11 protein-coding genes are annotated in these 14,712 nt (G+C 65.5%); all 11 read right to left on the bottom strand.

Annotated features, from left to right (window positions below; genetic code table 11):
* Complete coding sequence (locus HNO88_RS03580; protein ID WP_184242701.1) at window positions 1-942, bottom strand: NAD-dependent epimerase/dehydratase family protein; 942 nt, start codon at window positions 940-942, stop codon at window positions 1-3.
* A 14-nt stretch (window positions 943-956) separates the two neighbouring features.
* Complete coding sequence (locus HNO88_RS03575) at window positions 957-1,637, bottom strand: HAD family hydrolase (RefSeq protein ID WP_184242700.1); 681 nt, start codon at window positions 1,635-1,637, stop codon at window positions 957-959.
* Window positions 1,619-3,517 carry a thiamine pyrophosphate-binding protein gene (locus HNO88_RS03570; protein ID WP_184242699.1) on the bottom strand — a complete coding sequence of 633 codons (1,899 nt, stop codon included), beginning with the start codon at window positions 3,515-3,517 and terminating at the stop codon, window positions 1,619-1,621. Before HNO88_RS03570 ends, HNO88_RS03575 begins: the two co-directional genes overlap by 19 nt.
* 7 nt (window positions 3,518-3,524) lie before the next feature.
* Window positions 3,525-4,322, bottom strand: coding sequence for an aldolase/citrate lyase family protein (locus HNO88_RS03565; protein WP_184242698.1), 798 nt, complete (start codon window positions 4,320-4,322; stop codon window positions 3,525-3,527).
* Entirely contained in the window at window positions 4,319-5,716 is a 1,398-nt protein-coding gene (gene rfbH / locus HNO88_RS03560; protein ID WP_184242697.1) for a lipopolysaccharide biosynthesis protein RfbH, read from the bottom strand. The genes HNO88_RS03565 and rfbH overlap by 4 nt, the downstream gene beginning before the upstream one ends.
* Complete coding sequence (gene rfbG, locus HNO88_RS03555; RefSeq protein WP_184242696.1) at window positions 5,713-6,810, bottom strand: CDP-glucose 4,6-dehydratase; 1,098 nt, start codon at window positions 6,808-6,810, stop codon at window positions 5,713-5,715. The genes rfbH and rfbG overlap by 4 nt, the downstream gene beginning before the upstream one ends.
* Window positions 6,795-7,562, bottom strand: a complete 768-nt coding sequence (rfbF, locus tag HNO88_RS03550; protein ID WP_184242695.1) for a glucose-1-phosphate cytidylyltransferase — start codon at window positions 7,560-7,562, stop codon at window positions 6,795-6,797. Before rfbF ends, rfbG begins: the two co-directional genes overlap by 16 nt.
* Window positions 7,563-7,851: 289 nt before the next feature.
* Window positions 7,852-9,180, bottom strand: coding sequence for a cell wall hydrolase (locus HNO88_RS03545; protein WP_246381144.1), 1,329 nt, complete (start codon window positions 9,178-9,180; stop codon window positions 7,852-7,854).
* A gap of 958 nt (window positions 9,181-10,138) precedes the next feature.
* Window positions 10,139-10,381, bottom strand: a complete 243-nt coding sequence (locus HNO88_RS03540) for an XrtV sorting system accessory protein (protein ID WP_184242694.1) — start codon at window positions 10,379-10,381, stop codon at window positions 10,139-10,141.
* A 625-nt stretch (window positions 10,382-11,006) separates the two neighbouring features.
* Window positions 11,007-13,163 (bottom strand): GumC family protein, encoded by a 2,157-nt coding sequence (locus HNO88_RS03535; RefSeq protein WP_184242693.1) that lies wholly within the window; start codon window positions 13,161-13,163, stop codon window positions 11,007-11,009.
* Between the two features lie 88 nt (window positions 13,164-13,251).
* A complete protein-coding gene (locus tag HNO88_RS03530) occupies window positions 13,252-14,505 on the bottom strand; it encodes an outer membrane beta-barrel protein (protein ID WP_184242692.1) in 1,254 nt (417 codons plus the stop codon).
* Between the last annotated feature and the right edge of the window lie 207 nt (window positions 14,506-14,712).

Here is a 14,712-nt window from a genome sequence, read left to right as displayed (position 1 = left end):
CTATTGACCGCCACGAAGATAGTCAATGGTCTTGGCGACGTGCTCGGCCAGCGGCTGGGCGACGATTCCGTGGCGGCGAAGCCGAGCCTGGTAAGCCGCATCGTCCCCGAAATACAGGTCCGGCCCGTCCTCGACGATCGGCGCCCGGTCCACCGTAACCCTGGGGAAGTGACCGGCTACGACATGCGCCACTTCGCCCAACTCGAGCGCCTGTCCGCCAGAGTCGAAGCGCACGACACCGCTCGGCGCTGCGGCCATTTCGGCAAGAGCGAGCGAGATCAGCTCGTCGATCGCGACATAGCCGCGCATGACTTCGCGCGGCGCCCGCACCACGATCGGGCGTCCGGCCAGACCGTCGAGGATGAAGCTGGCCAGAGCATAAGCCTGGTGCTTGTTGATGTAGGGCCCGGTGACGTTGAAGATCCGTGCGATCACCGCACGCCTGCCGTGCGCCTCGGCCCAGGCGACGAAGCGATCCTCCTCGGCCAGCTTGAGCTCGCCGTAGAGTCGCATGGCCGGAGAGGCAGCGGCATCGTGCGCCTTGTAGGCCGCACCCGACGAGGCGACGAACACGGCCTCGGCGCCGATCGGCTCCAGCGCCGCCAGGACCTGGTCGCCGATGGCCTCGTTGGCAGTGCGATAGGCGGCTTCGTCCATCTCCTCGGCACGATCCTTGGTCAGGAAGGCGAAGTGGAGCACGAACGTCGGCGCCGCGGACAGGGCGGCGAGCTCGGCAAGGGGGCGCTGCTCGATGTCGATGCCATCGCGAAGGTGCAGCGTGCGCGCCGACGAGCCGAATGCGCGAATCCTGCGCGCGAACTGCGGGCCAAGCGCGGATGCGAGGCTGTCGAGCGTCGCCAGGCCCAGCCATCCGCCGGCACCGGTGATGACGACGCGACGGCCCGAGGCCGCAAGCGCCTGCGCCACGCGCGGGTCGAGCATGGCTTGGCCGACCGTCAGGCCGCGCGTGCGGCGAGCGCGCGGCGCAAGATGGAGTCGCTCATTGCCAGGAAGCAGTCGTAGCTCACGCTTTCCTCGGGCTCGTATTCGGGCACGGCATAGCCATAGGACATGAACACGAACGGGATGCCGGCACGGTCGGCCACGTGATGGTCGATCTCGCTGTCGCCGATGAACAGGCACTCGCCCGGCATGCAGCGCAGCGCGCTGAGGGTGGCGTCCAGCAGGTCGAGCTCCGGCTTGGCGCGCAGGCCTGGGCGCAATCCCGTTACCGTGCGGAACAGACCATCGATGCCGGTGTCGCGCAGCACCTGCTCGCACAAGTCCTGCGGCTTGTTCGAGCAGATCGCCATGGTGAAACCCTGGTCGTGAAGGCGCGCCAATCCTTCCGCCACGCCGTCGAACAGCATTTCGGGCGGCGTGACCGTCTCACGATAGCGGGCACGAAACTCGATGATCTCGCGCTGCGGGTCCCCGCATGCCGGCCCCAGCAGGGCGGCGACCATCGCGGCACCGCCCACGCTCATCCACGGCCGCGCCGTCACCGTGTCGATGCGGTGGTCGCTGCCGCGATCCTCCAGCATGCCGCTCAGGATCTGGACGCAGATCGAACAGCTGTCGACCAAGGTGCCGTCGAGATCGAAGATGAGCTGGCGGATCACCGCAGGACCTCGCACGGCGCCATCGCCTCGGCCAGGACCTCGGTTTCCAGGAAGGGGCTGAGATCCTCTAGCGGCGGCGACACCATGGTCCCGTCCTCAAGCCGGCGCGAGCTGAGCTTGGGCGCGAACTCCTGCCGCTTGTCGATCATGACCTCGCACAAGTGCGGCCCTTCGCTGTCCAGCGTCGCCCGAATGGCGGCGGCAAGGTCCGCGTCGCGGCTCACCTTGCTCGCCGGGATGCCGAAACCGCCGGCCAGGCGATCGAACTCGGGGAACGTGAGCCCGCTATCCGGCCCGCAACCCACGATGTTGTCGGGGAAGTGGTTCTGCTGCGACTGGCGGATCGAGTGGTAGCCGTCATTGTTCAGCACGAACAGCTTGACCGGCAACTTCGACCCCGAAATCGTCTGCAGTTCCTGCAGGTTCATCATGATCGAGCCATCGCCCGCCAGGCAGATGATCCGCTTGCCCGACGTGCCACGTGGGTTGGCGGCATAGTAGGCACCGATCGCGGCCGGCAAGTCGTACCCCATCGAGGCACAGCCCGAGTTGGTGTAGAGCCGCTGCCCATCCTTGATCTGCGCCACCTGGAAGATGGTGACGCAGGCAGTGCCGTCCCCGGAAACGACGATGTCACCTTCTTCCAGCTGATCGAACAGGACCTTGCCGAAGACATAGGGATTGATCGGTCCTTCGTCCGACCAGTACTCGGGCAGGACGACCGGGAAGCGCGCGCTGCGTTCGCGGCTGAAGCGCAGGAACTCGGCGCGCTCGGCCGCCTTGTCGACGGCCGGAGCGGCGGCGCGCTCTGCCGCGGCGAAGAAGTCGCGCAAGTCGGCGTGGATTGGCCGGTGCAGCGACAGGGTAGGCTTCTCCAGCTCCGCCCGGTCGATGTCGACCATGGCGATGCGAGCGTGGCGCGCGAAGGCCTTCCAGTTGTAGCTGATCTGGCGAATGTTCAGGCGCGAGCCGAGCACCAGCAGGTAGTCGGCCGTCTGCACCGCGAAGTTGCCGCCACGATCGCCGACCGAACCCGGGCGCCCGGCATAGAGCGGGTGCGCATCGGGCATGGCATCGTGCGCGTTCCATCCGGTGACGACCGGCGCGCCGAGCTTCTCCACGAAGCGGAGGAATTGCGCGTGCTGGCCCGAGATGCGGGCGCCGGCGCCGACGAGCACCACCGGCCGCTCGGCCGCATGGATCTCCGCCAGCATCGCCGCGACTTCGGCATCGAGCGCCTCGCCGGTCAGCGCGCCGAGCTCGGCTGCGTTGTTCGGCGCCTCACCCGTCGCAATCGCATCGGCCTCGTCCAGTTCGGCCGGATCGAAGCCTTCGAGCGCGTCGGGGTCGACCGGAGCCGCCTGGACATCGATCGGCACGTCGATCCACACCGGGCCGGGACGACCGCGGGTGCACAGGTAGAGCGCCTTTTCGACCACCTTGCGCGCCTGCAGCGGATCGTCGAGCACCACCGCGTACTTGGTGATGCCGCGCACCATCGAAACGATGTCGATTTCCTGATCGCCCAGCTGCCGCAACGGCATCGGGAAGTTGGGAGCGCAGGTCTCGCGCTTCACCTGGCCGGAGACGACGACCATGCCGATCGAATCGACATAGGCGCCATAGACGCCGTTCAGCGCATTGACGCCGCCCGGGCCGGTCGTGACGTTGACCGCCGCAGGGCGACCCGAGAGGCGGGTATAGCTCTCCGCCGCGATCGCGGCTGCCTGCTCGTGGTGCGTGAAGACCTTGCGCAGGCCCTGCTCGCGTCCAAGCGCATCGTTGAGATGCATGGCACCGCCACCGGTGAGCATGAAGACATCGGAGATGCCGTGTTCGACCAGCAGACGCGCGATGAGATCGGCGACCCGGATCTTAGCCCCAGAACTTGCCATGACAGGATCAGCCGACCGGCTGGAAACTGCTCTGCTGGCGCGCTTCCATCATCGCGATCCGGCTTTCGTCCTCGGCCGCGATCGACTTGTAAAAGTCGCGCTTGTTCTTGAGCCACAGCAGCTCGAACTCGATGGCGTGCTCCATGCCCTGCTCGGCATCGCCGTTCTCCAGGCAGGCTCCGTCGAAGATGACCTTGCGGGTTTCGAAGCGATCGAGGCGGATCTTGCGGATACGCTGCAGGGGCGCGATCGAGTCCGGGTTGACGCCGCCGCCCACGACCAGTTCCAGGTTGCGGTCCTTGGCCACTTGCGCAACCTTCTCGACGCAGTCCATCGTCTCGGGCGCGTTGACGATCTCGCGGCCCTTGCCGAGCGAGCCGGCAAAGTCGACGCGGCCGAACACGAAGCCGACTTTGCCCTTCTCCGCTTCCACGGCCATGCCGGCGAGATTCTCGAACCCGGTGCGGGTTTCGATGTTGAACAGGAAGCGCATGTCCTGCTGCTCGTCGGCGGGATAGATCTTGTCCTTGGCCGCGACATACTTGGTGAGCGCGTAGGGCGTCTCGACCATCGGAGCGATGATGTAGTCCACGCCGAAGTTGCGCGCTTCGATCAGATCGCGAATGCCCTCGCAGCCGCCGATCTTCAACGCGACCTTGAGGTCGGCCCGACGAGCGATCTCGAGCAGGCGCAGGAACTCGTCGTTACGCGTGCCCTCTGCCTCGAACTCGGCCTTGACCGCGACCACACCGTAGTCGCGCGCCGACTTCAGGATCTCGAGCATCTTTTTTTCGGTGTTGTTCACGTTGTGCTCCCTGCAACAGTGACCGCCATCCCCGTGGTCTGCGACTTGATGAGCTTGGTCATCGTCTCCACGGCATAGGAGAGGTGGGCCTCGGTGAGACCGGGATAGAGCCCGATCCAGAACGTATTGGTGGTGACCAGATCGGCGTTCGTCAGGTCGCCGACGACGCGATAGTTGCGGCCCTTCATGTAAGGCTGGCGCAGCAGGTTGCCGCCGAACAGCAGGCGGGTGCCGATCTTGAAGTCGTTCAGCCGCTCGACCAGTTCGTCGCGATTGACGCGACTCTCGGGCCGGATGGTGATCGGATAGCCGAACCAGGACGCCTCGGAGTTGGGCGTTTCCTGCGGCAGGATCAGGATGTCCTCCAGCGGCTTGAGCATCTCGGTGAGCAGCGCGAAGTTGCGCTTGCGAGCCGCGATGAAGTCCTCGAGCCGATCCAGCTGCGCCAGACCGACCGCGGCCTGCATGTCGGTGATCTTCAGGTTGTAGCCGGCGTGGCTGTAGGTGTACTTGTGATCGTAGCCCTTGGGCAGCGTGCCCAACTTGCGGCCGAACCGCTTGCCGCAGGTGTTGTCCTGCCCCGGCGCGCACCAGCAGTCACGACCCCAGTCGCGCATGGACTCGATCACGCGCTTCAGGCGCGGCTTGTCGGTGAACACCGCCCCGCCCTCACCCATGGTGATGTGGTGCGCGGGGTAGAAGCTGAGCGTGCCGATGTGGCCGAAGGTGCCGACACCCTTGCCGTCGTACGTGGCGCCGAGTGCGTCGCAGCAATCCTCGACGACCCACAGGTCGTACTTCTCGGCGACCCGCATGACCTCGGCGAGGTTGAACGGGTTGCCCAGCGTATGCGCAATCATGATCGCGCGCGTCTTGCTGGTGACGGCCGCCTCGATCATCTCGGGCTTGATGTTGTAGGTCGGGATGTCGACATCGACGAAGACGGGTACGAGCCCGTACTGCAACGAGGGATTAACCGTGGTCGGGAAGCCGGTGGCGACCGTGATCACTTCGTCGCCCGGTTTCAACGCGTCGCCGCGAAAATAGTGCGAGGTCAGCGTCGAGAGCGCGAGCAGGTTCGCCGATGAGCCCGAGTTGGTCGTGAGCGCATGCGCCACGCCGAGGCGGGCCGCCAGCCTGGCTTCGAACTGATCGTTGAAGCGGCCGGTCGTGAGCCAGAAATCCAGCGCGGAATCGACCAGCAACTGCATGTCGGTGTCGCCATAGACCTTGCCGGACACCGGCACCGGGCTTTCGCCGGGCACGAAGGGACGCGGCGCATGGAACCGGCGCGCGTACTCTCCCGTCAGACCCCGGATCATGTCGCGAAGTTGCGCCTCGTCGCAGCCTGCCGCAAGCGCGGCGAGATCTGCCTTGGCGTTCTCAATCGTCATTCAATACCTGCTCCCGCCAATGCGGACTGAAACTTGTAGCGATATTCATCAAGCTGCGAATACGTTATTTTTCTTGCGTTTTCGCCGGCAGCCACCGGGCGGTGCCAATCGACGATCATTGCAAGCGCGTCACCCAGCGTCAGTGCCGGACGCCAGCCCAGTACGCTGCGCGCCTTGGCACAATCAAGCTTGAGGATATGCGCCTCATGCGGGCCGGCCTCGTTGCCACGCTCCCACCCTGCGGTCCCCCAGCGGGCGGTGAGACGATCGGCAATCCAGTCCACCCGCTGCACGTCGCTGTCGGCCGGGCCGAAGTTCCATGCGGTGGCAGCCCACTCGCGGCCTTGCAGCAGACGCGCGGCGATCAACAGGTATCCGCCAAGCGCTTCCAGGACGTGCTGCCAGGGACGGATCGCGCCTGGCGAGCGGATGAGCGGCGGCTCGCCGGCGATCAGTGCGCGCACGATGTCGGGGATCAGGCGGTCCTTGGCCCAGTCGCCGCCACCGATCACATTGCCGGCCCGCACGGACGCGAGCAGCGGAGCTCCCTCGACACCGTGGAAGAAGCTGCGCCGGTAGGCCGATATGACCAGTTCGGCAGCGCCCTTGCTGGCGCTGTACGGATCGTGCCCGCCCATCGGATCGCTCTCGCGATAGGGCCACACCCACTCGTTGTTCTCGTAGCACTTGTCCGAGGTAACGCAGACGATGGCCTTGAGCGCCGGCATGCGGCGGCAGGCGTCGAGCACATGGACAGTGCCCTGCACGTTGGTCGCGAAAGTCTGGACCGGGGTCTGGTAGGATTCACGCACGAGCGGCTGCGCGGCGAGATGGAACACGACCTCGGGATCGCAGGCAGCCATCGCCGCCTCGACCGCCGCCAGGTCGCGGATGTCGCCTTCGACATGGGAGACCAGTTCGGCCACCTGCGCCATGCCGAACAGGCTGATCTCCTCGGCCGGCAGCGCGAAGCCGGTGACGTGCGCCCCCATGCGCGCCAGCCAGATCGCGAGCCAGCTACCCTTGAAGCCCGTATGCCCGGTCAGGAAGACGCGGCGACCGGCCCAGAAGGCGTCGCTTACCAGGTCTTCCAAGGCGCGCCTTTCTGCCACAACTCCTCGAGATGCTGCTTGTCGCGCAGGGTATCCATCGGCTGCCAGAAGCCTTCGTGCACGAAAGCAACGAGTTCGCCCGAGTGGGCCAGGGCCTCGAGCGGCTCGCGCTCCCAGAGGGTCGCGGGACCTTCGATCAGGTCGATGACCTCGGGCTCGAGGACGAAGAAGCCGCCGTTGATCAAGCCGCCGTCACCCGCCGGCTTCTCTCGGAAGCTGCGCACGAGATCGCCTTCGAACTCGAGCGCACCGAAGCGGCCCGGAGGCGTCACCGCTGCGATCGTTGCCTTGCGACCATGCTGCTTGTGGAAGGCGATCTCGCTGGTGATATCGACGTTCGACACGCCATCGCCATACGTGAAACAGAAAGACTCGCCGTCATCGAGATAGCGCCGCACCGCCTGCAAACGGCCACCGGTTTGCGTGTCCGCCCCGGTATCGACCAGGGTGATCCGCCAAGGCTCGCTCCAGTTCTGATGCACCTCCATCGCGTTCTTCGACAGATCGATCGTCACGTCGGACGCGTGCAGGAAGTAATTGGAGAAAAACTCCTTGATGACGTATCCCTTGTAGCCAAGGCAGATCACGAAATCGTTGATGCCGTGCGAGGCATAGATCTTCATTATGTGCCAGATGATCGGCATCCCGCCGATCTCGACCATGGGCTTGGGACGGACGCTGGTTTCCTCGCCCAAGCGGGTGCCCAATCCGCCCGCCAGTATGACGGCTTTCACTCGTAAGTCCCCGCTTGAACCTTGCTTCTCTGACTTTTGCCATCCAAGCGCTTGTAATTCATGCGCTTTACTTGAGCCGAGTATCCGCTGTAGCCGCTAACCATCGTCCTGACAATTGCCAATCGCCTCCAGCCCGGCGCTCCACCTGCCCATCGTGTGGAGCGCCGATGCGTCCAGGCATTGTCGAAACGCGGCCCAGGCATGGCTTCTTCTCGGCTTCCACCGCGGCCATGCCTGAGGCCTGGCCCATGCCGGAGAGCATGGCAGCCAGTCGGAATTGCAGCGGCGCTCACAAGGCGTTCGCGGACGGCGGAACCGCTCGCCCGCCTCTCGCAGGCTCCCAGACGAAGTGAAAGGCCGGAGCCGGCTTGAACTGGCGGTCCGACGGCAAGATCGAGGGCGCCTCGCCCGCGCTCGACCAGCCATAGACGTCGCACCTGTCGCGGCCTCCGCATAGTGCCTGGGCCGATCGGCGCCGGGTACCTTCGCTCGAACCCGGTGCAAGCTCGACATAAAAGGCCCCTTTGTCGGGGAACATGCGAAGGAGCCGCATTCCCTGAACAACTGGCGCGCCCATCACCGCAGATGCCGCTTTCGCAGGCCGCTGCCATGCTGCATCGAGCCGGCGCGAGATCGGAACGGCATCGGCGCTTCCCGCCGAGCGTGGCGGACTGGCCGGCACTTCGAACCGCCGGGTCGCCGTCTGCAACGGATCATGGTCCAGAGCGGCGAGTTGCGGCTCGATACGGGCAGCCGTTTGTACAGAGGTCGCGGAAGGCGCGGCGGATGCGGCGAGAGCCTCGGCACCAAGGGAGCCGAAGTGCGCGAAGAGATTGGTGCCGGGCTCGGGCGTCCGGTGCCGGCCGGTCAACGCCGCTGCCGAGCCCCAAAACCCCGGCCAGCGCAGAAACAAGTGCGTCCCCACCCGCGCGATCTTCTCCAGTTTCGGGCTCCACCACGGATAGACCTGCTCGGTGTGGTAGTGGGTGGCGAGGCCGACACCGGGATACACCATTCCATCCAGCATCAGCCCTGCGCGGGCCAGTGCCCTATCGATCGCGGCATCGGCATGACGGCGAGAGAGCGCACCGTCGCAGGTGAAGGTGAACTGACACCCGGTCGCACGCTCACTGCCCTGCAACACCACACCGCAGACGCTATGAGGAAATGCGGGATGCCGCACACGGTTGAGGATTACCTGGCCCACCGCCATCTGCCCGGCCGCATCGCTCCCGGCCTCATAGAGCATGGCCGCAGCAAGGCAGGCGCGGGCTTGGACATACTCCTGCGGGGTTCCGCCCAAGTGGAAGGGGGCGGCGGCTCGGCCCGTGGCCACAAACGGCGTCATCGCGTTGCGTCTGAACGCCTCGCTGCCTTTGATCGGTGCCGGAGTCGGCTGGCTTGTGAGCGTGTCCACCGATGGTCGCCCAGGCAGCGTGCTCACGTCGGAAATGCGAAGCTCCTGGGGAGCAGACCCGATCACGCGCCCCGGTGCGTGCGGGAGCAGCCAGAGCGCGAGCAGGATGAACCAGGCCGCACTCAGCACAGCCGCCCCGACGAGCCGCCATCGCGCCGGGGGATGCGCCCAGGCAGCCGCCGCCAGATGCAGCAACCCCATGCCACGGGCCAACCTTGGCGCGCTTCGCCTGGCCGAGCCACGGCTGACGCGGCGGCTGACATCGCCGAAATCAGCAACCGCACCAACACCGCGGTTCATGAAGGCGAGACTGCGAGGAATGGGCGTTGCGATCCTAACACCATCTCGCCGGCGACGGACGCGGGAAGAACCAGGATTGATTGGCGCAAGACCGGCATTCCACAACGAAAGTGCGGCTTGTCGTTCCGACGCATTGGCACAGGGCGGCCATGGCGAAGATGTCCAGCGTCTCGGCTCGGCTCGACAAGCGATCGGCTTGCGGGAGCACGGTACAGGCGTTCTTGGCGGCATGGCACAGCGAGTGTGCCGTGCCGCTGCGGGCATTCACCACCACCCACCTCCGATGCATGTGCGCAGCGCATCCGGCCCTGTCGGCAAACTGCTGGACGCTCATCCGATCTGGACCATTCGACGCTTGAGCAGATGAACGTTTGCAGGCTCGACCGTGTTAAGGTGTCGCCAAGATAGAAACCGAGGATGTTTGAGATGAGATCTGGGATCACTGCGCCGTGGCGTCCCTTGTCCGAAGGGACCTCCCCGCGCTTGAGCGCAAGAACGCAGCTTGGCGTGCCCGCTGCGATCGTGGATGGGCTTTGTTTCTCGGCGCTCTTGTGGATAGTGCTTTTGACACTTCTGCGCTGATCACAGTGGCGCCCTTGCATCGGCTGGGTGACGTCTTGCACGATCGCCGCGTCAGTCTTCTGCCAGATTGGCCTCGACCGAACTGCCTTCAGTCGGACTGAGCCTTTCGACCAAGCCGTCGATCGATCTCTGTGAACGCACGGCCTGAAGCAATCGATCGCAGGCGCCGGGTCGGATTCGGGGGACAAGACGCAGGCCAGACCACGCCGCACCAGCGACCCGTCTGATCCGCAGGCATCCGCCGCCCTCCCACATTTGTTCGCTTGCGCAACCAACCTCATGCGCGATCCAGCGGCCTGATGACGAACCAGACGTAAACCAGCGCTGCAAACATCAGCATAGTGCCGAGCAGAACCCAACCTTCGTTGCCGAACTGATTGGCGGCCACACAGGCGATCGCCGGTGGTGCATACTTCCATACCGCATCATGCGCTGGACGAGGCCCGACGGACCGCTGCAGGTAGACCACGGCAAGACCGGCGAAGATCGCGACGGTCAGCCAATCGAAGACCGTGCTCATGTTGCCGCCTTCGAGACGATCAGTATCGCCGCGCCGCCCATACCAACCAGACGCGAGGCGCGAAGCTCACCCGCTTTCGCCGCCGGTCCAGGCTGATCGAGCAGGGAACGCAGCTTGAAAGATCGCTTCGCCGGCCGATTCACAAAGCTGCGTCGAAGAGGCTGGCATTGCCGTGAGGCAAGCAGACTTCGCCCTACGTATTGTCCGGAATGGATCGCACCAGATACCACCTGCGCACGACCATCGCATGGCAAGAGCGACGCGACACGAGCATCTGCTCCCTCGCCGCCGGCCTCGCGATCGCTCCAGCAGCGGCGTGGGCGCGACGACCGCCCGTCTTCTCGCCCGAAGTTGATCATACCAGGCCCGGCGTGCTCGTCACCGTCGCACGGCAAGATCGAAGCGGCACGAGCGACTGCTATCCTGCCGCCAGTCTGGCGATCGTTCCGGCTGCGGGCTGTGCGTGGCCCTAGGTCGTTGACCGCGCGTCCATCTCGTCGCTGGCGTTGTCCATCCGTTAGCCCTGCCTGGGCGTGCATGCGCGATCGGCACTCGGCGTGGCGCCGTCGCTTTTGCCCGCACGACGCATCGTGGACGCTGGCCTGCTCCTTGCACAGCCCGCCCATCAACCGTTTCCCGCGAAGCGCAGCTTGCCGACCGCTGGCTCCTGGTAGCTGCCCATCATGATCTCGCTGCCGACCGGCACCTCGGTCAGAACAAGACCCAGAACGGAGTTACCCGCTCGCGTCAGAACGGTGATCGCGAACTCGATGGCCTGGCGCGAGGTGTGTTTCCACCGGGTCAGCAGCACCACGCCATCGCTTGCCGCGGCGATGACGCGCGCCTCGGCGACCTGAAGGACCGGCGGCAGGTCCAGCAGCACCAGATCGAATTGGGTCCTCGCTTCCGCGACCAAGGCCTGCAACTGGTCGAAGGCGATCGACTGCCCGGCTTCCACCACCTCGCCCACCGGCAGGAACCGCGCCGGGGTCAGGCCGTCCGCCACAAGGCAGTCTGCCAGGTGCGCCTCGCCACGCAAAACCTCGACGAGCCCGGGTCCGAACCGTCCGAAGCCGAAACGCTGGTGGAACGTGGGGCGCTGCAAGTCGCAATCGATGACCAGCACGCGGCGGCCACGCAGCGCCTGGCTGCGGCCCAAAGCGATGGCCGTGGTCGACTTGCCCTCGGCCGCCTGGGGCGAGGTCAGCGCGATGACGCCGGGTTGCGCTTGTCCAGGCACGAACAGGCCGGCTGCAAGCGCTCTCAAGGATTCCGCGTACGGCGAATTGGGAGCTTCGACCACCTGGTTGATGATCGCCATGTCATCCTCGTTGCGCAGGCGGGGCACGGCGGCGAGGAACTCCACGCCGAAGATGGTCTCGACCTCCTCGGGCGAGCTGACGCCGACCGCGAAGACCTGCTTGAGAAGCGCGACGATGGCGAACAGGATCGCTCCCAGCACCGCGCCGATCACGAGATTGACGATCAGGCTCGGCCCTGCGGCCTGCACGGGTAGGGGAGCGAAGGCGACGACACGCGCGTCGGCCTGCTCGATCCCGCTTTGCGTCGAGATCTGCGCCAGGCGCGTCATATAGGCGTCAAGCAGGGTCTTGGGCGCGGTCACTTCCGCCTCCAACTCGCGCAATCGCACTGCCGCCGTGTCGGCGCTCGCCAGTTCGCCCTCGGTGGCAGAAAGCTTGCTGGCGATCTCTGCCGCGCGTCCGGCAGAGGCCTGTGCCTGTGCCTGCAAGCCGGACACCACGCGCGAGCCCTGATTCGCGATCAGCCGGTTGATCTCCGCGAGTTGCTGGCGCGCGGTGATCAGTTCGGGGTGGTTGGGGCCATAGCGGCTGGCAAGTTGCGCCACGAGGGCGCTGGTGCTGGTTTGCTGCGCGCGCAAGTCGGCCATGCCCGGCGTGTTCAGTTCACCCAGCTTGTCCGCGCCCCGCGCGAGTTGCGAGCGCGCCGCGTCCAGGCGCTGCGCATCTTCGGCTGCCTGCGCGCGCGCCACCGCCAGGGTCTGGTTGTAGCTCGAGATCTCCTGCTCGGTCAGCGTGCCCGCGGCCGTGTTGCCGTTAAGGCCCGTGCGCGCCTTGTAGGCTGCGACGGCGGCATCCGCTTGCTTGACCTGGCCGCGCAACCTGGCGATCTCGTTTTCCAGATGCCGGCGCACACGGGTGTTCTCGTCGACGCGAACCCCGACCTGCGACTCGATGTATGTCTGCGCATAGAGGTTGGCCATGCGCTGAGCCGTTTCCGGGTCGCTCGACTTATAGCGTATGTCGATCAGGTACGTCAGGCCTACGCGGCTGATGGTGCGATGATCGAGAACGTCACGCACGACCAGGGCGGCATCTTCCTGCTGCTCGTGCGACATGCGCTCGACCGGCACATCGGGGATCAGCCCGGCACGCCGCGCCACCTGCATCGCCATGCCGGAAGAGGACAGCAGCTCCACCTCGGTGTCGACGACACTGGAATCGGCCGGCAGCGGCGAGACGACATCTTCCAGCCCCTGCACGACCTGCTTCTTGCGCTGATCGAGCAGCACGCTCGCCTTGGTCTCGAACACCGGATCCTGCCGCAAGGTGTAGAGCGCGGCGAGGCCAAGCGCGATCGCCATGATGCCGAGCAACAGCTTGTAGTTATCCCGCACGAAGCGGCCGAACCGCGATCCGTCGAGCTGGGCGGCTCCGCCGGCATAGCCGCCATCCTCGATACCGAAGTGCCGCCCGCGCTCTGCAAGCGCATGATGTTGCCCGGCTGTCAGTTCGTTGCTCAAGGTGCTGTTCCCGTCGCGATAGCAAGCCGCTGCAGCGGCGCCTTGGTTGCGGTTGTGTGGCAGTTCGGCCGGGCGGGGCTGCGACCGGTCATAGTTTGATTAGGACGCCCACGCTGATGGCATTGTCCGTCAGGCGCCTGCCGAACGCGGCTGGGCGCGAGGTCACATGCAAGTTGTCGTAGCGCGTGAACAAGGTGATGTGGCGATCGACCAGGTACTGCGCGCTGGCTCCGAAATGACGCCGACGCTCCGTGCGTTCGGGAAGCTGAAACCGATCGCTTTCGTAATCGGCGAAACCGGACACGACGATGTAGCGGTACAGCTCGTGGTCGACGCGCAGACCGAAATGCGTGCGGCGATAGCTGGGCGCCAGCGGGTTGCCGGCCTCCTGCAGAGTTCGGGATGCATCCAGCCGAACGGTGGTCAGGCGAGTGGGAAAGTACTCGACCTCGGCGCGACCGCCGAAGCCCGAGAAGTTGCGGATGCCCGCGCTTCGAAAGTTCTGGTGGATGTAGCCCACCGCCACTTCGCCGCGCAGGAGGTCGGTGAACTCGAAGCTCACACCCGCCAGGAGCTCGGCACGCCGGGCGGTGCGATCCGGTATCAGCGGGTTGGCGGAGCGATTGTAGTCGAGCTTGCTGAGCGTACCACTGACCAGCACAGCCAGGTCCGCCGTGACCGCGTAGTCGGCACGCAGTCCGGCCTGGTAGCGGCTGCGGTCAAGCTCCCGCGAGTCGATCGTCACTCCATCGCCAAGATCGACATCCTCGTAGCTGATCTTGGCGGCCCTGGCGGTGGCGGTGAGGCGCAGGCGGTTACCCTGCCAGGTGGCCTGTCCGCCGGCGGAGGCCGTGCGGTACGAAACCGGCTTGCGGCTGTTGCGCAGGGCACCGGGCGCCGAACGCCGCTCTACGTCTCGTCGGTAGCCGACATCGCCATAGAAGCGGACCTCGTCGCCCGCATCGTAGCGCCCCTGACCCTGGACCGAGTAGGTTTCCGCGTTCTCCGTATCGAGCCGTGCGAAGCGCGTCAGGTTCGCCGAGGCCAGTAGGCCGAGTTGATGCCGGGACCATTCCGAAACGGCACGAACCGACGGTTCGATCGTGAACGCGACATCATCGTCCTTGTCGGACGTGCCTGCGCGCACGTTGTCGTCGTAAGTGACCTGGGCGCGCACCCGCGGGTAGAAGACGAACCCGCTGGTGCGTGTTCCCACCTCTTCGTAGCCCGGCTGCACCCGATCGGCGACCGATACCGTCCGCAGCCGATCGAACTGCGTGCCGGCTGAGGGTGAGGCCGACACGTCCTGCGCGCGTGCAGCATGCCCGGCGAATAACGCCATGAGCGATCCCGCTCCGCAGACACATGTAAAAGCTCTGATCCTCATGCCGGCAAGTCATATCGGCAGCGTTAAGACCCGCAACCGCAATCTCCACGATGATCGATGTTGTTCGTGTTGCAGCTGCAAACATTCGATCTACAATTTGGCTCGTAACAATGCCTAAAACTAGGCAGTTATCCGATGTCTGACGCATTTACTCCAATTTGG

This window comes from Novosphingobium chloroacetimidivorans (assembly GCF_014204535.1).
GTDB classification, from domain to species: domain Bacteria; phylum Pseudomonadota; class Alphaproteobacteria; order Sphingomonadales; family Sphingomonadaceae; genus Novosphingobium; species Novosphingobium chloroacetimidivorans.
The sequence above is the reverse complement of the archived record's forward strand: the minus strand, read 5'-3'. Positions and strand labels throughout refer to the sequence as shown.